The sequence below is a fragment of the Paraburkholderia metrosideri genome (assembly GCF_904848625.1).
GTDB lineage: Bacteria > Pseudomonadota > Gammaproteobacteria > Burkholderiales > Burkholderiaceae > Paraburkholderia > Paraburkholderia metrosideri.
Genome location: NZ_CAJHCP010000007.1, coordinates 292754 through 316701 on the forward strand (window position 1 = coordinate 292754; position 23948 = coordinate 316701).

The 23948-nt window shown below is 59.5% G+C and carries 22 protein-coding genes; all 22 read right to left on the reverse strand.

Annotation, left to right across the window (positions count from 1 at the left end):
* Positions 1 to 11: 11 nt before the first annotated feature.
* The 22 genes from LMG28727_RS17345 to LMG28727_RS17450 all read right to left on the reverse strand — a co-directional run bounded on the left by LMG28727_RS17345 (position 12) and on the right by LMG28727_RS17450 (position 23927).
* On the reverse strand, positions 12 to 551 hold the full coding sequence (locus tag LMG28727_RS17345; RefSeq protein ID WP_201643536.1) for a F0F1 ATP synthase subunit delta: 540 nt from the start codon (positions 549 to 551) through the stop codon (positions 12 to 14).
* A 2-nt stretch (positions 552 to 553) separates the two neighbouring features.
* The gene (locus LMG28727_RS17350) at positions 554 to 1024 is read right to left on the reverse strand and encodes a F0F1 ATP synthase subunit B (protein ID WP_042327177.1); all 471 of its coding nucleotides are present in this window, start codon (positions 1022 to 1024) and stop codon (positions 554 to 556) included.
* 138 nt (positions 1025 to 1162) lie between these two features.
* Complete coding sequence (atpE, locus tag LMG28727_RS17355; protein WP_007180033.1) at positions 1163 to 1432, reverse strand: F0F1 ATP synthase subunit C; 270 nt, start codon at positions 1430 to 1432, stop codon at positions 1163 to 1165.
* An 82-nt stretch (positions 1433 to 1514) separates the two neighbouring features.
* Positions 1515 to 2366, reverse strand: coding sequence for a F0F1 ATP synthase subunit A (atpB, locus tag LMG28727_RS17360; RefSeq protein ID WP_074762541.1), 852 nt, complete (start codon positions 2364 to 2366; stop codon positions 1515 to 1517).
* A gap of 172 nt (positions 2367 to 2538) precedes the next feature.
* Positions 2539 to 3084 (reverse strand): ATP synthase subunit I, encoded by a 546-nt coding sequence (locus LMG28727_RS17365; RefSeq protein WP_201643537.1) that lies wholly within the window; start codon positions 3082 to 3084, stop codon positions 2539 to 2541.
* Positions 3085 to 3648: 564 nt separating this feature from the next.
* The gene (locus LMG28727_RS17370) at positions 3649 to 4536 is read right to left on the reverse strand and encodes a ParB/RepB/Spo0J family partition protein (RefSeq protein WP_201643538.1); all 888 of its coding nucleotides are present in this window, start codon (positions 4534 to 4536) and stop codon (positions 3649 to 3651) included.
* An 18-nt stretch (positions 4537 to 4554) separates the two neighbouring features.
* Positions 4555 to 5346 (reverse strand): ParA family protein, encoded by a 792-nt coding sequence (locus LMG28727_RS17375; protein ID WP_201643539.1) that lies wholly within the window; start codon positions 5344 to 5346, stop codon positions 4555 to 4557.
* Between the two features lie 78 nt (positions 5347 to 5424).
* On the reverse strand, positions 5425 to 6111 hold the full coding sequence (gene rsmG, locus LMG28727_RS17380) for a 16S rRNA (guanine(527)-N(7))-methyltransferase RsmG (RefSeq protein ID WP_201643540.1): 687 nt from the start codon (positions 6109 to 6111) through the stop codon (positions 5425 to 5427).
* Positions 6108 to 8066 (reverse strand): tRNA uridine-5-carboxymethylaminomethyl(34) synthesis enzyme MnmG, encoded by a 1959-nt coding sequence (gene mnmG, locus LMG28727_RS17385; protein ID WP_201643541.1) that lies wholly within the window; start codon positions 8064 to 8066, stop codon positions 6108 to 6110. Before mnmG ends, rsmG begins: the two co-directional genes overlap by 4 nt.
* A gap of 174 nt (positions 8067 to 8240) precedes the next feature.
* Positions 8241 to 8993 carry an ABC transporter ATP-binding protein gene (locus LMG28727_RS17390; RefSeq protein ID WP_201643542.1) on the reverse strand — a complete coding sequence of 251 codons (753 nt, stop codon included), beginning with the start codon at positions 8991 to 8993 and terminating at the stop codon, positions 8241 to 8243.
* A gap of 11 nt (positions 8994 to 9004) precedes the next feature.
* The gene (locus LMG28727_RS17395; RefSeq protein WP_201643543.1) at positions 9005 to 10789 is read right to left on the reverse strand and encodes a branched-chain amino acid ABC transporter ATP-binding protein/permease; all 1785 of its coding nucleotides are present in this window, start codon (positions 10787 to 10789) and stop codon (positions 9005 to 9007) included.
* Positions 10790 to 10793: 4 nt separating this feature from the next.
* Positions 10794 to 11849 carry a branched-chain amino acid ABC transporter permease gene (locus tag LMG28727_RS17400; RefSeq protein WP_201643544.1) on the reverse strand — a complete coding sequence of 352 codons (1056 nt, stop codon included), beginning with the start codon at positions 11847 to 11849 and terminating at the stop codon, positions 10794 to 10796.
* 208 nt (positions 11850 to 12057) lie between these two features.
* Complete coding sequence (locus tag LMG28727_RS17405; RefSeq protein ID WP_201643545.1) at positions 12058 to 13218, reverse strand: ABC transporter substrate-binding protein; 1161 nt, start codon at positions 13216 to 13218, stop codon at positions 12058 to 12060.
* Between the two features lie 64 nt (positions 13219 to 13282).
* Positions 13283 to 13486, reverse strand: coding sequence for a hypothetical protein (locus tag LMG28727_RS17410; protein ID WP_201643546.1), 204 nt, complete (start codon positions 13484 to 13486; stop codon positions 13283 to 13285).
* 163 nt (positions 13487 to 13649) lie between these two features.
* Positions 13650 to 14816 (reverse strand): ABC transporter substrate-binding protein, encoded by a 1167-nt coding sequence (locus LMG28727_RS17415; RefSeq protein WP_201643547.1) that lies wholly within the window; start codon positions 14814 to 14816, stop codon positions 13650 to 13652.
* Positions 14817 to 15339: 523 nt separating this feature from the next.
* Entirely contained in the window at positions 15340 to 16311 is a 972-nt protein-coding gene (locus LMG28727_RS17420) for a branched-chain amino acid ABC transporter permease (protein WP_201643738.1), read from the reverse strand.
* On the reverse strand, positions 16311 to 17195 hold the full coding sequence (locus LMG28727_RS17425) for a branched-chain amino acid ABC transporter permease (RefSeq protein WP_201643548.1): 885 nt from the start codon (positions 17193 to 17195) through the stop codon (positions 16311 to 16313). Before LMG28727_RS17425 ends, LMG28727_RS17420 begins: the two co-directional genes overlap by 1 nt.
* A gap of 201 nt (positions 17196 to 17396) precedes the next feature.
* Positions 17397 to 18620, reverse strand: coding sequence for an ABC transporter substrate-binding protein (locus LMG28727_RS17430; protein WP_201643549.1), 1224 nt, complete (start codon positions 18618 to 18620; stop codon positions 17397 to 17399).
* Between the two features lie 60 nt (positions 18621 to 18680).
* A complete protein-coding gene (locus LMG28727_RS17435; protein WP_201643550.1) occupies positions 18681 to 19439 on the reverse strand; it encodes an ABC transporter ATP-binding protein in 759 nt (252 codons plus the stop codon).
* Complete coding sequence (locus tag LMG28727_RS17440) at positions 19439 to 20215, reverse strand: ABC transporter ATP-binding protein (RefSeq protein ID WP_201643551.1); 777 nt, start codon at positions 20213 to 20215, stop codon at positions 19439 to 19441. The genes LMG28727_RS17435 and LMG28727_RS17440 overlap by 1 nt, the downstream gene beginning before the upstream one ends.
* Before the next feature lie 318 nt (positions 20216 to 20533).
* The gene (locus LMG28727_RS17445; protein WP_201643739.1) at positions 20534 to 22249 is read right to left on the reverse strand and encodes a GMC family oxidoreductase; all 1716 of its coding nucleotides are present in this window, start codon (positions 22247 to 22249) and stop codon (positions 20534 to 20536) included.
* A 139-nt stretch (positions 22250 to 22388) separates the two neighbouring features.
* Positions 22389 to 23927: a CoA-acylating methylmalonate-semialdehyde dehydrogenase gene (locus LMG28727_RS17450; protein WP_201643552.1), complete on the reverse strand. Its 1539-nt coding sequence runs from the start codon at positions 23925 to 23927 to the stop codon at positions 22389 to 22391.
* Between the last annotated feature and the right edge of the window lie 21 nt (positions 23928 to 23948).

Consider the following 23948-nt stretch of genomic DNA (forward strand, 5'->3'; position numbering starts at 1 on the left):
CGTATCGCGCTTCAGGCCGTCAGAGCCGTCTGCATGCTGGCAAGCCGCGCGCGGACCGAGGCATCGAGCACTTCGTCGCCGACCGTCACGCGAACGCCGCCGATCAACGACGAGTCGACTTCGACCGTCGGCTTCAGCTTGCGTTGGAACTTGCGTTCGAGACTTGCGACGAGTTCGTTCAACTGCGCGCCTTCGAGCGGGAATGCGCTGACGATCAGCACATCGGCCGCCCCTTCGCGGGCGTTTTTCAACTCTTCGAACTGCACAGCGATTTCCGGCAGCAGTTGCAGGCGATGGTTATCGACCAGCATTTGCACCAGATTCTTCGCTTGCGCGTTGTCCTTGAGCGGCGACTTGACCGCGGCCAGCAGCAGTTCGCTGACCTGGGCGCGGCTTACTTTCGGGCTCGAGGCGATCGACAGCACTTCGGGCAGACGCGCAACCTGTGCCAGCTCCTGCACGAGGGTGGACCAGGCGGCGATGTCACCAGCTTCGGCCACGCCAAACAGCGCTTCTGCGTACGGACGGGCGATGGTTGCAAGTTCGGCCATGATCAGAGCTCGGCTTTCAGTTGATTCAGCAGGTCAGCGTGAGCTGCCTGGTCGACTTCGCGCTTCAGGATCTGTTCAGCGCCCTTAACAGCGAGTGCAGCGACTTCGCCGCGCAGCGTTTCGCGTGCTTTCACGACTTGCTGGTCCGCGTCGGCCTTCGCTTGCGCGATGATGCGAGCGGCTTCAGCTTGCGCTTGCGCCTTGATTTCGTCAGCGACTGCCACGGCGCGCTTTTCTGCGTCAGCAATACGTTGCTGACCGTCGTTGCGTGCCTGAGCGAGTTCCTGGTCGACGCGCTTATGAGCAGCTTCGAGTTCTTGCTTGCCCTTTTCAGCAGCCGACAAACCGTCAGCAATCTTCTTCGAGCGCTCGTCGAGGGCGTTGATCAACGGCGGCCACACGAACTTCATCGTGAACCACGCGAGGATCAGGAACACGACCATTTGCGCAAACAGGGTTGCGTTGAGATTCACGGTGTTTCCTTAAACGTTGCTAGTTCGGAAAGTGAAACGGCAAGGCGCTCATCGATTCTGTATTCGATCAGCGCCTAAGTGCCCGTTCCGCCCTGCGCCTTTACCTGTTATAGCTCAGGCGCAAACTTCCGAGGAACCTCAGCCTGCCAGCTTCGACAGCAGCGGATTCGCGAACGCAAACAGCATTGCCACACCAACGCCAATCAGGAACGCCGCGTCGATCAGACCAGCCAGCAGGAACATCTTGGTTTGCAGCGGGTTCATCAGTTCAGGCTGACGTGCACATGCTTCGATGTACTTGCCGCCCATCAGGCCGATACCGATACAGGCGCCGATAGCACCCAGGCCGATGATGATGCCGATACCGATGGCGGTCAGACCCTGGATGTTGGCGATGAAAGCTTGCATGATCACTCCTTTGTGAAAAGTCTTTTAGAACTGGTTGGAACTGGGATTTGAAAAACTACGATTCTTTATTCGACGGCGCCGGTTAGTGCGTGTCGTGTGCCTGGCCGATATACACCAGCGTCAGCATCATGAAAATGAACGCCTGCAGCAGAACGATCAGGATGTGGAAGATTGACCACACGCTGCCGGCAATCACATGGCCGATGAAGCCAAGCACCGTCGTGTCCGCGCCAAAGCTCCAGATGCTGCCGAGCAGGGCAATCAGCAGGAACAACAGCTCGCCCGCGTACATGTTGCCGAACAGCCGCATGCCGAGCGAGACCGTCTTCGCGACGAACTCGATGATGTTCAGTGCAAGGTTCGGGATCCACAGCAGCGGATGCGCGCCGAACGGAGCGGACAGCAGTTCATGCACGAAGCCGCCTGCGCCCTTGATCTTGAAGTTGTAGTAAATCATCAGCACGAACACACCGAGGGCGATACCGAGCGTGCCGTTCAGGTCGGCAGTCGGGACGATACGGTGGTGCGGGATGGTTTCGGACAGACCCAGCCAGCCAATCACGTGGCCCGGCAGGTCGACAGGGATAAAGTCGAGCGAGTTCATCAGCGCGACCCAGACGAACACGGTCAGGGCCAACGGTGCGATGAAGGTACGCGAGCCGTGGATCATCGACTTCGATTGATCCTCGACCATTTCGACCAGCATTTCGATCGCGCATTGGAAACGGCCGGGCACGCCGGACGTTGCCTTACGGGCAGCGAGATGCAGGATGAAGATCGTGGCCAGACCGCAAACGATCGACCAGAAAAGGGTGTCCAGATTCCACACGTGAATGTCGAAAATCGACGTCTGATGCGCGGTGGAAAAGTTTTGCAAGTGGTGCGCGATGTACTCGGACGGATCCATTGCGCGCGTGCCTTCGCTAGCTGCCATATCGTTAAAGCCACCCAAATTGTCGAAAATCGTCTTAGGCCGCACCCGCAGCAATGCTGTATTGCGGGAACACGCCGGGTGCGGACCGTGTCTCATCCGCACACCTGTTGCCGGCGCTGCGCGCCAGCCTGAATTTTTTGCTGCTACTTGTTGCTGCTGCCCGTTCGCTAACTTAGCGCCAAGCCAAGGCGATCCAGTATGTCTTGAGCGCGATGAGGTAGGTCACGAGCAGCGGAACCCAGCGTACGTCGTGATACCAGAAGGCGATGGCTACAAACATCGCGATCGTTGTCCCCATCTTGAGCGCTTCACCAATCATCCAGCTCATCACTGTTTTGGCGCCGCTCAGCGTTCTAAGGCGCGCCGCAAACAGCGCGCCTGGTATCCAGCAAATTGCGCCCCCCAGGAATGCAGACAGCGCAGCATCGCCCGGCGGCTTATAGAACAGCCACCACAACAGCGTAGCACCCAGGGACAAAACCATTTGCGCTGCCACGACCTTGAAAGGCGTAACGCGCGATGGACGACTCACATTGGGACCAAACAGCTTTTCAGCTTCGGCCCGCGTGAGCGGAACGATATTGTTATCTTCTTGCGCGACATCCCACTCATCGCCAGATGCAGCTTGCTGACCGGAGGACAGACCGGAAACGGAGCGTTCATCGCGGTGTCCGTCGTGCCCATTCTTCGGCGCTTGATTCGACGTTTTGACCGCCATCGCAGTGTTCCGAAAGTCTTGTTCCAGCCCGCGAGCTTACGCTGCGCTTACGGGGTTGCCGTGCAATTAAATCCGGGCGATTGTAAGCGATAGTTGCAGGCAATTCAAGACTTTAGGCCGTTCAATAACCTGCGTGAAATGCGCCTCCACAATGCGGCAACGGCGCATTTTTGGGTGAAAACACGTCAAATGTAAGGTGGCTGGGGGACGGCAAAAACCAATGCACAAATTGGGCTCGCGGATGTGCGGCGAACGGTCGCTAAAGCGCTGTGGCCGACGTTTCGTAAATGCAACAAACGCCAATTTATGCGCGTAGGGATTGGACAGGTGACGGGTCTTCGGGTAAGCGGGCGCTCAGACACACTTAAGCTCAGAGAACGGCCCTACCCTCTTCGAAATACCTCGCCCGCAATTTAGTTAGGAATCCAACGATTATTGATGCATTCCGGCTCCCCTCGAACCCTGCCCCGGCACAAAAAAGCCTTCGCGTTCGCCCAAAATACAAACGGGCGACTCAACATCGAGTCGCCCGTTCATTCCGCACTGTTCAGCGGGATGTATCGATCAAACGGTGGCATTGCCCCGCAAACGTACCAGGATTCCTTCCAACGCATCCAGGTCGCCGAAGTCCACGAGGACCTGTCCCCGTCCTCGTCGACCCAGCTTGATCTTCACGGTTGCCGATAACAGATCAGACAGCTCCTCTTCCAATCGACGCGTATCGCGCCCGCCGTCCTGATTTGCACGAGCCTTAACCGTAGGAACCGCCTTGGTCGTCGCCGTCACTAGTTTTTCGGTCTCGCGCACCGACATGCGCTTGTTAACTACCTGGTTAGCCAACGTGATTTGCGTTGCGGCGTCGACGGCGAGAAGTGCGCGCGCGTGCCCCATATCCAGATCGCCCGCCAGCAACATCGTCTGCACCGGCGAAGCCAGATTGAGCAAACGCAGCAGATTCGACACCGCACTACGCGACCGGCCAACCGATTCCGCCGCCTGCTCGTGCGTAAAATTAAACTCATCCAGCAGACGTTGAATACCCTGCGCCTCTTCCAGAGGATTCAGATCTTCGCGCTGAATATTCTCAATCAGCGCCATCGCAGCGGCAGCCTGGTCCGGCACGTCCTTCACCAGCACCGGCACTTCTTCCAGACCCGCCAGACGCGCCGCGCGAAAACGTCGCTCCCCAGCGATGATCTCGTACTTGTCCGCCGAAACGGGACGCACAAGAATCGGCTGCATCAATCCTTGAGCACGAATGCTGGCGGCCAACTCCTGCAACGCACCTTCGTCCATGCGTGTACGCGGTTGATACTTACCCGCCTGCATCTTGCTGAGCGGCAGCACGTTCGGTGCGCCCTCGATCGTCGCCGTCTCGGTGATGTCAGCCGTGCCGCCCAGCAACGCCTCCAGACCGCGGCCCAATCCCTTCTTTCTTGCTACTGCGTTCATTGTGCTTCCTCGATCCGCTTAGGATGCCTGGGGCGCATCGTTCAATGCGCGCACCCGTTCAATCATTTCCACGCCGAACTGCACATATGCCTGTGCGCCACGTGAAGCCTTGTCGAACACCACACCGGGCAAGCCATAGCTAGGTGCCTCGGCAAGACGCACGTTGCGCGGAATGACTGCGTCGAAAACCTTGTCGCCAAAGTGTTCTTTCAGTTGATCGGAAACCTGCTGCTGCAACGTGATGCGCGGATCAAACATCACACGCAACAGACCGATGACCTTCAGATCACGGTTCAGATTGGCATGCACCTGTTTGATCGTATTGACGAGATCGGACAGACCTTCGAGAGCGAAATACTCGCACTGCATCGGAATGACGACACCATGCGCGGCGCACAGACCATTAAGCGTCAACAGCGACAAAGCCGGCGGGCAGTCGATCAGCACGAAGTCGTATTCGCTTTCGACAGCCGCGAGTGCGATTTTCAGTTGACGCTCACGGTTTTGCACGCTGACGAGCTCCACCTCGGCGCCCGCGAGTTCGCGATTCGCGGGCAACACGTCGTACCCGACGGCTTCCGGACGAATTCGCGCACTAGCGACCGACACGCCGTCCACGAGCACTTCGTAGACGGTATTCGCGCACGCTGCCTTGTCAATACCGCTACCCATCGTGGCGTTGCCCTGCGGGTCCAGATCGATGAGAAGGACTCGCTGTCCCTGCGCTGCCAAGCTCGCGGCCAGATTCACGGTGGTGGTCGTCTTGCCGACGCCGCCTTTCTGGTTCGCAACGCAGAAGATTTTTGCCATCGTTGGTGTGTCCCTTTTGCTGCTAGATGAAGAAGAATTGCTATTGATTCTGAAGATGCTGCGAGCTACGGCGACGGCTCAATTGTCGGCGGTCACCAGAACCTTGATCAGATGACGCTCCGCGTCGAGCGACGGCACGTTCAATCGAATGATCTGTTCCACGTGGGCCCCGGCAGGCAGGCGCTCAATCTCGCCGTCCGGACGCACGCCTTTCATAGCCCAGATCGCGCCGTGCTCAGCAACCAGATGCCGGGCCAGTGTAACGAAATCCGAGAGTTCTGCGAATGCGCGTGAGACGATTACGTCGAACTTTTCCGATACTTCGGCGCCGGGCGTCAAACTCTCCACTCGCCCCGTCACCACTGACAGATTCGTCAGACCCAACTCGGCCTTCGCCTGAGCCTGGAACGCTGTCTTTTTATGAACGATGTCGTTTGTGGTGATGGTCCAGTCGGGCAGCACAATTGCCAGCACGATACCCGGCATACCACCACCCGACCCGACATCGAGCACAGACGACGGGCCGAGCGGCGCGAGGTGCGGCACGATCGAAAGCGAATCCAGAATGTGCTGGATCAGCATTTGTCGCGGGTCGCGGATCGCCGTCAGGTTGTAGACGGCATTCCATTTCGACAGCAACGCGACATAGTCCAGCAGCTTGTTGAGCTGGGCATCGCTCAAATCGAGGCCAAGCTCGCGGACACCATCCGCAAGCAGCGACGCCAACTCTTGAGAAGCGGTACTCCCCTTCTGTCCCACCATCATTGCGTCACCGGCGTGTTGTCGGTACCCGGTGCAGCAGGTTTCGTCGAACGACGCCCCAGACCACGCTTCAGGTGAACCATCAGTAGCGAGATCGCGGCAGGCGTAATGCCGGAAATCCGCGACGCCTGACCAATGGTCTCCGGGCGGAATTGCGTCAGCTTCTGACGGGCCTCAAATGACAGACCTCTCACTTCCGCGTAGTCCAACCCTTCAGGCAAACGCGTGCTTTCATGAGCTTCGTTGCGCTCGATCTCATCCGCTTGACGGTCGATATAACCTTGGTACTTGATGCCGATTTCGATCTGTTCCTTGATCTGCGCGAGGAGCACTTCATCTTCGGCCAGAACGTCGGGCGCGGCGCATTCGCCGGCACGCAGCCCGCAAACACCGTCATAGCTCACGCCCGGACGACGCAGCAGATCAGCCAGACTGTACTCATGGTCGATCGGCTTACCTAGTAACGCCGTCGCTTCGTCTGCGGGTAAAGTCTTAGGATTCACCCACGTCGTACGCAAACGCTCTGTTTCACGTGAAACAGCGTCACGTTTACGACTGAATGCATCCCAGCGGATATCGTCGACCACGCCAAGCTCGCGACCCATCTCGGTCAATCGCATATCCGCGTTGTCTTCGCGCAGGCTTAGGCGATATTCGGCGCGGCTGGTAAACATCCGGTACGGCTCGGACACGCCGCGCGTGACAAGATCGTCCACCAGTACGCCCAAGTAAGCCTGATCCCGACGGGGACACCAAGCTTCCTTGCCCTGCACGTACAGGCCCGCGTTGATACCTGCCAGCAGGCCTTGCGCAGCCGCTTCCTCGTATCCCGTCGTCCCGTTGATCTGACCGGCAAAGAACAGTCCGCTGATCACCTTGGTTTCAAGCGAAGCCTTCAAACCACGTGGATCGAAATAGTCGTACTCGATCGCATAGCCTGGTCGCAGGATGTGCGCATGCTCCAAGCCGCGCATCGATCGCACGAGTTCCAGTTGGACGTCAAACGGCAGGCTGGTAGAAATACCGTTTGGATAAAACTCGTTGGTCGTCAGCCCTTCCGGCTCCAGAAAGATCTGATGCGATTCCTTCGACGCAAACCGATGGATCTTGTCCTCAATCGAAGGGCAATAACGCGGCCCCACCCCTTCGATCACACCCGTATACATCGGCGACCGATCGAGTCCGCCCCGAATAATGTCGTGGGTACGCTCGTTCGTATGCGTGACCCAGCATGGCACTTGCCGCGGATGCTGTTCGACACGGCCCAGGAACGAAAATACCGGCACCGGATCCAGGTCGCCCGGCTGCTCTTCCAGTTGGGAGAAATCGATCGTGCGACCGTCGATACGCGGCGGCGTCCCTGTCTTGAGCCGCCCTTGAGGCAGCTTCAATTCCTTCAGTCGCGCGGACAAAGACACCGCAGCCGGATCGCCAGCACGCCCCCCGGTGTAGTTGTTCAAACCCACGTGAATCTTGCCGTCGAGGAAGGTCCCCGCCGTCAGCACAACCGCTCGGGCGAGAAAGCGAATTCCGACCTGCGTCACTGCTCCGACGACCCGGTCACCTTCCACGATCAGATCATCCACAGCCTGCTGGAACAGCCACAGGTTCGGTTGATTCTCCAGCCGATGACGGATCGCCTGCTTGTACAACAGCCGGTCCGCTTGGGCGCGCGTCGCACGCACTGCGGGGCCCTTCGACGAATTCAGGATACGGAATTGGATCCCGCCTTCATCCGTCGCTGCCGCCATCGCACCGCCGAGCGCGTCGACTTCTTTAACCAGATGGCCTTTGCCAATACCGCCGATCGACGGATTGCAGCTCATCTGGCCGAGGGTTTCAATGTTGTGAGTCAGCAGGAGCGTGGTATTGCCCATGCGTGCCGAAGCCAGGGCAGCTTCAGTGCCAGCATGACCGCCGCCGACGACGATTACGTCAAATTCTGTGGGAAAGAGCATTGCGGATCTCACGCCAGATCATCGCGTGAGCCTTTCAAAGGAAGAGGTATGGGCGAATTATAACGGGTTCGGTTTAGGCCCGAATTTCGTCCGAATGGCTAACTCATAAAAAAAGCGGCTTGTTTCACGTGAAACAAGCCGCTTCAAAGTACGACGAACAACAAACGCGCGATCCTAGGCGACTTTTTTTGCCAGCCCCAGATATGTCTCAATCACACGCGGATTTTTCGCCAAATCGGCCGCCTCCCCTTCCAGCGCCAACTCTCCCGTTTCAAGCACGTAACCATAATCGGAGATTTGCAACGCGGCGCGCGCATTCTGCTCGATCAGTAGCGTCGCGACGCCGGTCTGGCGCAGCGCGCTGATGATGTGAAAAATCTCTTTCACGATCAACGGCGCCAGGCCCAAACTTGGCTCGTCCAGCATTAGCAGATCTGGTTTGCCCATCAGTGCCCGCCCTACCGCAAGCATCTGGCGCTCGCCGCCGGACAACGTGCCAGCGGCCTGCTTGCGACGCTCCTTCAAGCGTGGAAAAAGAGTAAACACGGGTTCGAGCTGATCGAGGAAATTTCGCTCCCCTGCCCGCTTGCGCCGATACGCCCCCAGCACCAGGTTGTCTTCAACCGTCATCGACGCGAACAACTCGCGCTTCTCAGGCACCAGACACATGCCCCGCGCGACTCTCTTTTCGACCGGTACCGCGCTGACATCCTCGCCCTGATAAACCACGGCGCCTTTCGCGTGCCCCGTACTCGGCAACGCCCCCATGATCGCGTTCAAGAGCGTGGACTTGCCGGCACCATTGGGGCCGATCACCGAGACGATCTGCCCCGCGCGCACTTTGATCGCCGCGCCGTGTAGCGCCTCGACCTTGCCGTACCGAACGGACAGTCCGATAACATCGAGAATCGGCGAACCAGCATTCATTGTTTTCTCCATCACTCCACCCCGCCCAGATACGCTTCAAGCACAGCCGGGTCTTGCTGCACGTCCTGCGGCAAACCTTCGGCGATCCGGGTGCCAAACTCCATGACGACGAGTCGGTCGGTGAGATTCATCACGAAATCCATGTCGTGCTCAACCAGCAGCACGCTCATCCCCTCCGCTTTCAGGCGACGCAGCAAGTCTGCCAGTTGCAGCTTTTCCTGGTAACGCAAACCGGCCGCCGGCTCATCCAGCAGCAGCAGCGTCGGGTCACAGCACAACGCACGGGCAATCTCGAGAATCCGTTGCTGCCCCAGCGCCAGACTGCCCGCTTCGTCATACATATGCTGCTCAAGCCCGACACGACGGATCTGGCGAGCGGCCTCGGCCATCAAGCGCGCCTCTTCCGTGCCGTTCAACCTGACGACGCTGCGCCAAACGCCCGCCTGCCCTCGCAGATGCGCGCCAATCGCGACGTTCTCCAGAACGGTCATGCCGGGCAGCAGCTTGACATGCTGGAACGTCCGGCCGATTCCTCGCTTGACGATTTCACGTGAATTCAGCGAATCGATCCGCTCACCACGGAACGTAATTTCGCCGCTGGTCGCCTGAAGCACGCCGGTCACCAGATTGAAGGTGGTCGACTTGCCCGCGCCATTGGGTCCGATCAGCCCGATGATCTGCCCCGCTTTCACCTCGAAGCTGACATCGTTCACCGCAACCAGGCCACCGAACTGCTTGCGAGCCTTGTTCACCGTCAGCAGGCTTTCGCCGCTCGCCGGCTTGCTGCGCTGCGGCAGCGGTTCTGCATGATCGGACATGTGAGCGCGCGAACCACGCGGGAAAAATCGCGCGACGAATGGCCAGACACCCTGGCGGGCGTATTGCAGCAGCAGCACCATCAGGATGCCGAACACGATGACTTCGAAATTGCCATTCTCGCCCAGCAACTTCGGCAGCAAGGTTTGCAGATAGTCCTGCAACACCGTGAGGATCGCCGCCCCCAGCACTGCGCCCCACACGTGCGACACGCCCCCCACCACCGCCATGAACAGAAACTCGATGCCGTGATTCAAACCAAACGGCGTCGGATTCACTGCGCGTTGCAGGTGGGCGTACAAAAAGCCTGAAATCGACGCCAACACCGCTGCATAGACGAAGATCACCACACGCATCCAGCCCGTGTTGACGCCCATCGCTTCAGCCATCATGCCGCCGCCGCGCAACGCGCGAATCGCCCGGCCCGGCCGGCTATTAAGCAAATTCTGAACAGAGACGACCGCGCCAAGCACGACGACCCAGATCAGGTAATAGATATGCCGGCCAGACTCCAGGTTGATGCCGAACACATTCAGCACCGGAATCCCGTTGATGCCGTCGTACTTGCCCAGCATGTCCAGATTGCCGAACAGATAGAACAACGCGAGTCCCCATGCGATCGTGCCAAGCGGCAGGAAGTGGCCGGACAAACGCATGGTGACGAGGCCGAGCATCAGCGCGATCACTGCCGTCACGACCACCCCGGCGATGAGCGCGAGCCACGGCGACACGCCGTACGTTGTCGTCAGATAGGCGGTCGCATAGGCACCGATCCCGACGAACGCCGCCTGCCCGAAGCTCGTCATCCCGCCGATGCCCGTGAGTAACACGAGCCCGATCGCGACGATCGAATACAGCCCGATGTAGTTCAGCAAGGTCACCCAGTACTCGGGCACATGAATCGGTTGCGGCAACACCGGTAGCGCGAACAACACCACGAGGAACAACCAGAAGAACTTGTTTTGCATGATCCGTTTCATCGGGTCACTCCTCCTCTTCTTCGGTGTGCGGGCTGGCAAGACTTCGCCACAGCAGCACCGGGATGATCAGCGTGAACACGATCACTTCTTTATAAGCGCTCGCCCAGAACGACGAATACGATTCCAGCAGGCCGACCAGAATCGATCCCGCAGCCGCCAGCGGATAGCTGACGAGTCCGCCGATAATCGCGCCCACGAAGCCCTTCAAACCGATCAGGAAGCCCGAGTCGTAGTAGATGGTAGTCAGCGGTGCAACGAGGATGCCGCACAGCGCGCCGAGACCCGCAGCGAGCGTGAACGCGAGCCGTCCCGCCTGCGTCGTGCCGATACCGACGAGCCGCGCGCCGAGCCGGTTCACCGATGTCGCGCGCAACGCCTTACCGGAGATCGAGCGGTCGAAGTACAGATACAACGCGCCGATCAGCACAACCGCGGTGCCGACGACCCACAGGCTTTGCCCGGAGATCGACAGGCTGCCGAGGTTGAACGTCGCATCCGAGAATGCGGTCGTGCGCGAACCCTCCGCGCCGAACATCACAAGCCCGAGGCCGACCATCGCGAAGTGCACCGCCACTGCGACGATCAGCAGCAATAGCGTGGTCGCTTCTGCGATCGGCTCGTATGCGAGCCGGTAGACGAACGGTCCCATCGGAATCACGATCAGAAGTGTCAGCGCGATCTGCACGAGCATCGGCAATGGCTGCAGGAAGACACCTCGCGTGAGCGCGTAAACCGCAATCGGAAACAGCAGGTATTTGCCGACCAGCAAGACCAGCGTGCGCGCCGCATGGCGCCGCCGCTCGGCATGCCGCACCATCCCCCCTACTTCGACGACGAAACAGGCAGCGCCCATCGCCATTAACAACCAGCATGTGGCCGGAAATTTCTGCGTCTGCAAAGCGGCGAGCGTCAACGCACCGTACGAAACAAACTCCCCCTGTGGGATGAAGATCACCCGCGTCACGGAAAACACCAGCACCAGCGCAAGCGCGAGCAGCGCGTAAATCGCGCCGGTGGTGATGCCGTCCTGCGCGAGGATCGCCGCAATTGATAGATCCATACTTCCTCGTCCTGAAGCGTCGAAATCGAAAACTGGGAACCGGTCGACGTGGTGGCAAGATACGTGGCCCCACCGACCTGCAATATCTGAAAAGACACCCGCCGCACCGGAACACGGTGCGGCGGGCGATGCCATTGTCATCGAACAGAATGGCAATGCGGCTTATCAAGCCGCAGAATGCGCGAGAGGCGCGTACCGCTTTTTGTTATTAGTCGTTTTGCAGCTTCCACTTGCCGTCGACGATCTGCACGATCACACGTGCACGTTTATCGAGACCGTTGTGGTCGGTCGTCGTGGTGTTCATGATGCCGTGCGAGACCGGCAATTCCTTGATGTTCTCCAGTGCGCCGCGCAGTGCCACGCGGAACGCTTCGGTGCCCGGTTGGGCCGTCTTCAGCGCGACGGGGATCGCGGCTTGCAACATCTGGCCGGCGTCCCATGCGTGACCGCCGAAGGTTGCCACCGAACCCGCGCCATACGCTTTCTCGTACGCCGCTTTATAGGCTTCGGACGACGCCTTCACCGGATTCGAATCGGGCAATTGATCGGCCACGAGGATCGGCCCCGCAGGCAGGAGTTCACCTTCGCAATCCTTGCCGCACACGCGCAGGAAGTCGTTGTTGGCGACGCCGTGCGTCTGGTAGACCTTGCCCTTATAGCCGCGCTCTTTCAACGTCTTGGCCGGCAGCGCGGACGGCGTACCGGCCCCCGCGATCAACACCGCGTCGGGATTGGCGCCCATGGTCTTCAGAACCTGGCCGGTCACCGATGCGTCGGTGCGGTTAAAGCGCTCGTTCGATACGATCTTCAGATGATGCGCAGCGGCAGCCGCAGTGAAGACGTTGTTCCAGCCGTCGCCGTATGCGTCGGCGAAGCCGATGAAGCCCACCGTTTTCACGCCGTGACGCTCCATATAGTCGGCGATAGCGTCGGCCATCAGGCTATCGTTTTGTGGCGGCTTGAACGCCCATGCGCGCTTCGTATCCATCGGCGAAATGATCGCAGCCGATGCCGCCAGCGAAATCACCGGCGTCTTGCCTTCCGCCGCGGGATCGAGCATGGCGAGCGAATTCGGTGTGACCGTCGAGCCGATGATCGCATCGACATGATCTTCGTCGATCAGCTTGCGCGTGTTCTGCACGGCCTTGCCGGTATCCGATGCGTCATCGAGAACAATGTACTGCACGGTCTTGCCGCCAATCTCTTTCGGCAACAATGCGATTGTGTTCTTCTCAGGAATCCCGAGTGATGCGGCCGGTCCCGTGGTGGACAACGTCACGCCGATCTTCACCTGGGCGAACGCTGCGCCGGCGCCGCACATCAACGCCATGGCGATGCCTGTGCGTACCCATTGCTTTGTCTTTTTCATTGCGAGTCTCCAAACGCTTCGAAGCGCGTACCTGTAATCCGGCGCATGGGCCGGGTGTCTGAATCTAGTTTTCGGGTTCAGGCGTGCCAAGCATGGTTTTCCCTGCTTCACGTGAATACCATCGCCACTTTTTATTCCACTGCCCTACTTCTATCGTCGCGAACAGCCCGCCACGATTCCCACGATAGTCGGCGCACTTCATCGTCACGATTTCGTCGCCGGACAAAACCACTAACATGTTAGTAGTATTGCGTTCTGCATCATTCATGGTCAATAGACTGTATGGCTAATGCGGGTTTGTCCTGAAGCCGCCGAGCCACACTTTTCACGTGAAGCACTCATGCAGCGCATTCACTTCAGACAAGCAATAAAAAAGACGCGTCAACTGCACGCGTCTTTTTTGATGGGCTTCCGTATCGCTGCGCCTTCGCTCAGTCGCCGGCCAGCTTCCACTTGCCGCCGACGATCTCCACCATCACGCGCGCACGCTGGTCGAGGCCTGCGTGATCGTTCGCGCTCATGTTGAAGATGCCGTGCGACGCGGGCATGTCTTTGGTGCTCTCCAGTGCCGCGCGCAGCGCCTCACGGAATGCGGGTGTGCCCGGCTGGCCCTTCTTCAGCGCGAGCGGAATGGCACGTTGCAGCAGCAAACCTGCGTCCCATGCGTGACCGCCAAACGTCGAGATCGAGTCAGCACCGTAAGCGCCTTCATAAGCGTGCTTGTACGCAAGCGCACTCTTTTTCACCGGATTCGAATCGGGCAACTGGTCAGCAACCAGCAGCGGCCCAGCCGGCAGATAGGTACCTTCGCAATCCTTGCCGCACACGCGCAGGAAGTCGTTATTCGCGACGCCATGCGTCTGGTAGTACTTGCCCTTGTAGCCACGTTCCCGGAGCGTTTTCTGCGGCAGCGCGGCCGGTGTACCCGCACCCGCGATCAGCACCGCGTCGGGGTTTTGCGACATCATCTTCAACACCTGGCCCGTCACCGACGCATCGTTGCGCGCGAATCGTTCGTTCGCGACGATCCTGATCTTTGCGAGATCGGCAGCCTTGCTGAACTCCTTAAACCAGCTTTCGCCGTATGCATCGGCGAAGCCGATAAACGCAACCGTCTTCACACCGTGATTCGCCATGTGTTGCGCAATCGCGGTGGCCATCAGAATGTCGTTTTGCGGCGTCTTGAAGACCCACGCGCGCTTCGCATCCATCGGCTCGACGATGCTCGCGGCGGCGGCCATCGAGATCATCGGCGTGGTGCTTTCAGCGGCGACGTCGATCATTGCCAGCGAGTTCGGCACGACGGTCGAACCGATCAGCGCATCGACGTGATCTTCGCTGGTGAGCTTGCGGGCATTCTTGACCGCCTGAGTTGAATCGGTCGCATCGTCGAGCACGATGTAGTCGATCTTCTGCCCTGCTACCTCTTTAGGCAGCAACGCAACGGTGTTCTTTTCCGGAATTCCCAGCGACGCAGCCGGCCCCGTTGCCGACACCGACACGCCAATTTTCACGTCTGCGAATGCATGGGTGCTCCATGCCGACGACATGCCCACAGCGACCAGTGCCGCACTCATCCAACCCGATACCGACTTCATCCTGCTCCTCTATCTACCCCGGTTATTCATTTGAATTTAAAGCCGCGGATTTAAATGCCGACCCAGCGGTCGGTGAAAAGCGAGTTTAGCGGACGAAAGTGCGGCCCCGCAAGCAATTTGCAGGGTTGTGTGGCGTGGAATCAGTGGCTATCCGGCGAATAAAAAAGGGCCACCGGATTAGAGAAAAACGGGAATGGTGATTAATCGAAAGTACAAATAAAAAGCGCTGTTGGATATCAATCCAACAGCGCTTTCGTCTGGGCACTTAGTGCCTCATTGTCTCCTCGTTCTCCACCTGCAAATTCGGTGCTGCATCAGAACTTCATGAAGATTAAACGACCACCCTCCCGGCTACAACTAGCAATTACCCTAGTGGTGCACTGCGGCACCAACTTGGCGCACGTTTATGCCAAGCAGAACCGCCTTCGTTTGATACCGCCCGGGGAAGGCTTTGCAGTCTACCTCAAGCACGCCCGACGCACAGATACATCGGAATCCAGATCAATTGTGCGACGCATCGTTTTCACGCTCTGAGCGGCCGGACCCGCGCCACGATCTCACCGACAATGCCGCGCCGGAACGCGAGCACGCACGCGATAAAGATGATCCCCGTGACGATGGTCACTGACTCGCCCAGCGAACGGAACCAGTCGACGCCAGTCGATGCAGCCAATGCCGAGCCGATGTCGCCGAGCCGGTCTTCCAGTGCAACGATCAGCGCGGCGCCGAGCAACGGTCCGAACAGCGTGCCCATGCCGCCGACCAGCGTCATCAGGATCACGAGACCGGACATGGTCCAATAGGCATCGCTCAGCGTTTCAAAACCCTGCACCAGCACCTTGAGCGATCCGGCCAGACCTGCAAGTCCCGCCGACAGAATGAACGCGAGCAACTTGAAGCGATCCGTGTCGTAACCAAGCGACACCGCACGCGGCTCATTTTCCTTGATGGCGACCAGCACCTGCCCGAACGGCGAATGCACGATTCGCACGATCAGCAGGAACGCCAGCACCATCACGATCAACACGACAAAATACAGCGCTACGTCCGACGACAGATCGAGCAGGCCGAACAGCTTGCCGCGCGGCACGCCTTGCAGTCCGTCCTCGCCATGCGTGAACGGCGCCTGCAGGAACACGAAATAGACCATTTGCGCGAGCGCCAGCGTCACCATCGCGAAGTAGATGCCCTGCCGGCGAATCGCGAACAGCCCGACGAGCAGGCCGAGCACGGTCGCTGCCGCGGTGCCGGCCAGCACCCCGAGTTCCGGCGAAAAGCCGAGCGTCTGCATTGCATAGCCTGTGACGTAGCCGGCCGAGGCAAGAAACATCGCATGACCGAACGACAGCAACCCGGTATACCCGATCAACAGGTTGAAGGCCGCGGCAAACAACGCGAAGCACATCACCTTCATCATGAAGAGCGGATAGATGCCGAGCACGGGCACCGCGAGCAATGCAATCAGCAGCAGGCCGTAGAGGATTTTTCTCTGCATCATTTTTCCTTGCCGAAGAGACCCGCCGGGCGCACGAGCAACACCAGCGCCATGATCACGAAGACGACGGTGGCCGACGCTTCCGGATAAAACACCCGCGTCAGTCCCTCGATCACGCCGAGCATCAGCCCAGTGAGAATCGAGCCCATGATCGACCCCATCCCACCGATCACGACCACCGCGAACACGGTGATGATCATCGGCTGGCCCATCAGCGGTGATACCTGGATGACCGGTGCCGCCAGCACGCCGGCAAACGCGGCCAGCGCGACGCCGAAGCCGTAGGTCAACGTGATCATCAGTGGCACGTTGATGCCGAACGCTTCGACCAGCTTGGGGTTTTCAGTGCCCGCGCGCAGATAGGCGCCGAGGCGCGTCTTCTCGATCACGAACCACGTCGCGAAGCACACCACCAGCGACGCGACGACCACCCACGCACGATAGTTCGGCAGGAACATGAAGCCAAGATTGGTCGCACCGGACAGCGCCGACGGCACGTCGTACGGCTGGCCCGACGAACCGTAGATAGACCGGAATACGCCTTCGACCACCAGCGTCAGCCCGAACGTCAGCAGCAGGCCGTAAAGATGATCGAGCTTGTACAGCCAGCGCAGCATCGAGCGTTCGATCACCATGCCGAACAGGCCGACGATCAGCGGCGCAACAAAAATCATCACCCAGTACGGCAGCCCGAAATACGACAGCCCCATCCACGCGAGCATCGCGCCGAGCATGAACAACGCGCCGTGCGCGAAGTTGATCACGTTGAGCAAGCCGAAGATGATCGCCAGACCGAGGCTCAGGATCGCGTAGAACGAGCCGTTCACGAGCCCCAGCAGCAGCTGGCTCAGCATCGCCGGAAGCGGAATGCCAAAGATGTCCATTAAAGCCTTTAACCCCTGAAGCCATTGCCAGGATGAGATCGATCACGCACGATCCGGCCGGCGCGCGATGGGCATCGACAAAAACCCCATCGCGCGCGGCATGTGAAACGGTTGGCCGCGGCACGGGCGCTTGCGACACCGACGCGTCGACGCTCGCGCCAGCACACGCAGCCCTGCAGCCATCAGGCCTTCACGTGATGCTTATTTCCACAACGCGCAGCGCGTCTGCGCCTTGGTCGTGAATGCCTGTTCGCCGGGAATCGTCGCGAGGATCTTGTAGTAGTCCCACGGCTCTTTGGATTCGGCCGGCGTCTTCACCTGCATCAGATACATGTCGTGGATCATGCTGCCGTCCTGACGGATGTAGCCCTTCGCGTAGAAGTCGTCGATCTTCGTCTTGCGCAACTGGGCCATCACCTTGTCGGTGTCGGTGGAGCCGACTGCCTTCACCGCGTTCAGGTAGGTCATGGTCGCGGAGTAGTCGGCGGCCTGCAGGCTCGACGGCATCTTCTTCGTCTTGTCGAAGTACCGCTGCGCCCACTTGCGGGTCTCCGCGTCCTTGTTCCAGTACCAGCTGTCCGTCAGCACCAGACCTTGCGTGGTTTCCAGACCCAGGCTGTGCACGTCGTCGATAAACATCAGCAACGCGGCAAGTTTCATCGTCTTGGTCAGGCCGAACTCCTTCGCGGCCTTGATCGAGTTGACCGTGTCGCCACCGGCATTGGCGAGACCGAGAATCTGCGCCTTCGACGCTTGTGCCTGCAACAGGAACGAAGAGAAGTCCGACGCCGACAGCGGCGCACGCACCGCGCCGAGCACCTGGCCGCCGTTTGCCTTCACGACGTCCGAGGTGGCTTTTTCAAGCGCCTTGCCGAACGCGTAGTCGGCGGTCAGGAAGTACCACGTCTTGCCACCCTGCTTCGTCACCGCCGAGCCCGTGCCGTTGGCCAGCGCCGTGGTGTCGTACGCGTAATGGATCGTGTACGGCGTGCATTGCTCGTTGGTCAGCGTGTCGGCACCCGCGCCGATGTTGATGTAGACCTTGTGCTTTTCACCCGCGACGGTGTTCATCGACAGACCCGTCGCCGAGTTCGTGCCGCCGATCAGCATATCCACGCCGTCACGGTCAAACCACTCACGCGCACGCGATGCCGCGATATCCGCCTTGTTCTGGTGATCTGCGTAGACCAGCGTGATCGGCTTGCCGTTGACCTTGCCGCCGAAGTCGGCAATCGCCATCCGAATCGACTCCAGCCCGCCCTGCCCGTCGATGTCGGCATACAGCCCCGAAAGATCGGTGATGTAGCCGATCTTTACCGCGTCGTCGGCCGCTTGCGCGCTGCCTATCGCCGACGCGGTAAGCGCGGCGCCCGCAGCAACCGCAAAACAGAGGGAGGCAAGCCGCGCGAGTGGGTTCTTTTTCATTCGTGTCTCCAGTTTCTTCGCTTGTGGTTATGAGAGGCAGAGAGGCAACCAGACGCCTTTTTATACGCCCAGTAAATCGTGCAACACCGGCATCTTGCCTTCGAGCTCCTTTGCCCCGAAGTGCTCGACGATCGCACCGTGTTCCATCACGTAAAAGCGATCGGCCAGCGGCGCCGCAAAGCGGAAATTCTGCTCGACCATCACGATCGTGTAGCCGCGCGCCTTCAGCGTCACGATCATCCGCGCGAGTGCCTGCACGATGACAGGCGCCAGCCCTTCCGAGATTTCGTCGAGCAGCAGCAGGCTCGCGCCGGTGCGCAGAATGCGCGCGACCGCCAGCATCTGCTGTTCGCCGCCCGACAGGCGCGTGCCCTGACTCATCCGGCGTTCCTGCAGATTGGGAAACATCGAATAGATTTCTTCGAGCGACATCATGTGCGCCTTATCGCCGACAGGCGGTGGCAGCAGCAGATTTTCCTCGCAAGAGAGACTCGAAAAAATACCCCGCTCTTCCGGGCAATAACCAATGCCGCAATGCGCGACGCGATGCGTCGGCAGATTGATCGTTTCGCGTCCGCCGATACGGATCGACCCCGTGCGCCGCCCCGTCAATCCCATGATCGCGCGCAGCGTGGTGGTGCGGCCCGCGCCATTGCGGCCGAGCAGCGTGACGACCTCGCCGCGATTCACCGTCAGATCGACGCCGTGCAAAATGTGGGATTCGCCGTACCAGGCCTGCAACCCCGCAATCTCCAGCGCCGGTGCGCCGCTCTCGGCCCCGCTCACCGCGAGGCCTTCGCGCTCGGCAATCGTATTCATCAGTGAGCTCCGGCGAGCGCCGCGTCGGCGCTGCCCATATAGGCTTGCATCACAAGCTGATTTTTCGATACTTCGGCGTAGCTGCCTTCGGCCAGCACTTCGCCACGTTGCAGCACGGTAATCGTGTCGGAGATGCCCGCGATCACATTCATGTTGTGCTCGACCATCAGAATCGTGCGACCGCTCGATACTTTTTTGATCAGCGCCGTAACGCGGTCGACGTCTTCATGGCCCATCCCTTGCGTTGGCTCGTCGAGCAACATCAGTTCAGGTTCCATCGCGAGCGTGGTGGCGATTTCCAGCGCGCGCTTGCGACCGTACGACAACTCGACGGTCGCGACATCGGCGAAATCGGTCAGACCGACCTGGGTCAGCAGATCCATCGCGCGATCGTTCAACTGACGCAGCGTGCGCTCGCTTTTCCAGAAATGAAACGCCGTGCCGAGCGAGCGCTGCAAACCGATCCGCACGTTCTGCAATGCTGTCAGATGCGGAAACACCGCAGAGATCTGAAACGAACGAATGATGCCGCGCCGCGCAATTTGTGCCGGACGTTCACGGGTAATGTCGATGCCGTTGAAGACAATCTGACCCGCCGTGGGCGTGAGAAATTTGGTGAGGAGGTTGAAGCAGGTCGTCTTGCCCGCCCCGTTCGGGCCGATCAACGCATGGATCGAGCCACGGCGCACGCGCAGATTCACGCCGTTCACGGCGATGAAGCCTTTGAACTCGCGGGTGAGGCCGCGCGTTTCGAGAATCGTATCGCCGAGAATCATGTTCCCTTCCATACGGAGTAAGGCGAAGCATTACGATCTTCCGCGCGAAGCTCCGCGCGACTTTTTATGACGGCGGCACCCCTTTGCCGCGCGTTGACGTGCTGCACCAATACGGACGGTAATCCATGACGCGGCACGCAGCATGGCTGCCATTGTCGCGCCAATGATGCAGCGCATTCATTGGGATTTGCACTTAGTGAGGAGGGTTGCCACGCGCGTTGCCGATGCGCGACTCGGCTTTGGAACGCGTGTGAGACGCCGGCCAGGCTGGTCTGGCTGACGTCTCACACGCTGAACCGCGTCAAGCTGTCGTGACTGTCATACAGCGGACATCGAAGGAACGGGACTGCTTTGCGCCGACCAGCTGCCGCCCACGCGTGCGCGGCGATCCTCGCGGATCATGTCGCTTGCGCGCTCGGCAATCATCAGCGTGGGCGAGTTGGTGTTGCCCGACGTGATGGTGGGCATGACAGATGCATCGACCACGCGTAATCCGTCAACACCGATCACGCGCAGGCGGTTGTCGACTACTGCTGCCGGATCGTCGGTCGTGCCCATCCGGCAGGTGCCGACCGGATGAAAAATGGTCGTGCCCACTGCGCCTGCAGCCTGCTGCAATTCTTCTTCGGTCTGGTACTGGATGCCCGGCAAAATCTCCTGCGGTCGATAACGCGCAAGCGCGGGCGCCGCAGCGATGCGACGCGTGAGACGCAGCGCATTGGCCGCCACGTGGCGGTCGTAATCGGTGGACAGATAGTTGGGGGCGATGAGTGGCGCCGCGGACGCATCGGCTGACCCGATGTGGATACTGCCGCGCGAAGTCGGCCTTAACTGGCACACCGACGCCGTAAACGCATTGAATCGATGTAGTGGTTCACCGAAGCGATCGAGCGAAAGCGGCTGCACGTGATACTCGAGATCGGCACGCGTAATCGAGCGGTCATCGGGATCGGATTTGGCGAACGCGCCGAGTTGCGATGGCGACATCGACATCGGACCGCTTTGAAACAGCGCGTATTCGATACCGATCATCAGTTTGCCCCACCAATGCGCGGACGCCGTGTTGAGCGTGCGCACACCATCGACCTTATAGGCCATGCGCAGTTGCAAATGATCCTGCAGATTTTCGCCGACACCGCGCAGGTCCTTCACCACATCAATGCCCAGATTCTGCAGACGCGCGCCGTTGCCAATACCGGACAGTTCGAGCAGTTGCGGCGAGTTAACCGCGCCCGAACTGAGGATGACTTCGCAGCGGGCTTTAGCGAGGTAGTCGATGTTATCGCCACGATATTCGACACCTGTACAACGGCGTCCTTCGAAAACGACGCGCTGAGTATGTGCGCCGGTAATCACCGTCAGATTTGGGCGCTTCAATGCGGGACGCAAGAACGCTTTCGACGCATTCCACCGGATACCGCGTTTCTGATTGACGTCGAAATAGCCGACGCCAGTGTTATCACCGCGATTGAAATCGCGGGTGGCGGGAATGCCGTTCTGTTGCGCAGCTTGCGAAAACTCTTCGAGAATCTTCCATTTGAGCCGCTGTTTTTCGACCCGCCACGGACCACCCGCACCATGCGATTCACTCGCGCCAGCATGATGATCTTCGCTGCGTTTAAAGACCGGCAAAACAGAATCCCACGACCATGAAGCATCGTTGGTGACGCGAGCCCATTCGTCGTAATCTTCGCGCTGGCCGCGCATGTAGATCATGCCGTTGATCGACGAACTGCCGCCCAGTACACGTCCCCGTGGATACGAAAGCGCGCGTCCGTTCAGTCCCGCTTCCGGCTGCGTTTTATATAGCCAGTCCGTGCGTGGATTCCCGATACAGTAAAGGTAGCCGACTGGAACATGAATCCAGTGGTAATCGTCTTTGCCGCCGGCCTCGAGCAGTAGAACCTGAATGTCCGGATCTTCGGTCAGTCGATTTGCGAGCACGCAACCGGCCGTCCCTGCGCCGACAATGATGTAATCGAATTCGCCTTCCAGCCGCCGGGATGCTGCTGGCGAACTTTCGGTGTGGCTCATCATTGAGTCTCCTAAGCTTTTTTCCCGCGATCCGCGTGATGTCCACGCGGATCGCATCGTCAGGCTTTAGTTATGTTTGTACCGCTGCGTTCGACGCACGCATCACACGAAGCGCCGCCGAACGCCAATGCATCAACCACTATTTAGCGACCGGCATCGTAAATTCCGCACCCTTCGCAATGCTGTCGGGCCATCGCTGCATGATGCTCTTGTAGCGGGTGTAAAACCGCACGCCTTCTTCACCATACGCGTGATGATCGCCGAACAGCGACTTCTTCCATCCGCCAAAAGAATGCCAGGCCATCGGCACAGGAATCGGCACATTGATGCCGACCATGCCAATCTGGATCTGCCGCGAGAAAGCGCGTGCGACACCGCCATCGGAGGTGAACAGCGATACGCCGTTGGCAAACTCATTCGAGTTGATCAGTTCCACCGCTGAAGCGAAATCGGGCACGCGCACCACGCACAACACCGGGCCAAAAATCTCTTCGCGATAAATCTTCATATCGGTCGATACATCATCGAACAACGTGCCGCCGAGGAAGAACCCCTTTTCGTGGCCGGCAACCTGATGCCCTCTTCCGTCGACCACGAGCTTTGCGCCCGCTTCGACGCCGGCGTCGATATACCCCACTACCTTGTCGCGATGCACGGCCGTCACCAGCGGCCCCATCTCCGCGGCCGATTCCATCCCGTTGAGTATCTTCAGACTCTTGACGCGCGGCGTGAGTCGCTCGATCAGTTCATCGGCGATATGGCCGACTGCGACCGCGACGGAGATCGCCATGCAGCGCTCGCCCGCCGAGCCATAGGCCGCACCGATCAACGCATCGACGGCCTGATCGAGATCCGCGTCCGGCATCACGACGAGGTGATTCTTCGCCCCGCCCAACGCCTGCACGCGCTTGCCGCGCTTCGTGCCTTCCGTGTAAATATATTCGGCAATCGGTGTCGAGCCGACAAACGACAAAGCGCTCACGTCCGGATGCGCGAGCAGCGCATCGACCGCCACTTTATCGCCGTGTACGACGTTGAACACGCCGTCAGGCAAGCCCGCTTCCTTCAGCAATTCCGCGAGGCGGTTCGAGCACGACGGATCGCGTTCGGATGGCTTCAGCACAAACGTATTGCCGCAAGCAATCGCGACGGGAAACATCCAGCACGGCACCATCATCGGAAAATTGAACGGCGTAATACCGGCCACCACGCCGAGCGGCTGACGCAGATTCCAGTTGTCGATACCGCCGCCGATCTGATCGGTGAAATCGGTCTTCAACAGATTCGGAATGCCGCACGCGAATTCGACGATCTCGATACCGCGCATCACCTCGCCCTTCGCGTCCGAGAACACCTTGCCGTGTTCGCGCGTGATCAGCTCGGCCAGTTCGTCGTGGTGACGATCGAGCAATTCCTTGAACTTGAACAATACCCGCGCCCGCTTGATCGGCGCGGTTTCGCTCCATGCGGGGAACGCGGCGTTGGCGGCGGCGACCGCGGCATCCACTTCGGCGACGCTCGCGAGCGGCACGCGTGCGCTTACGCTGCCCAGCGCGGGATTGAAGACGTCGCCGAAACGGCCGCTCGTGCCGTCCACAGCATGGCCGTTGATGATATGAGTCAGCGCGCGTGCGCTGGCCGCGCTACGCACGGTGTCGTCCTGATATGTCTCGCTCATGTGTGTCCTCTTCGTGTGAAG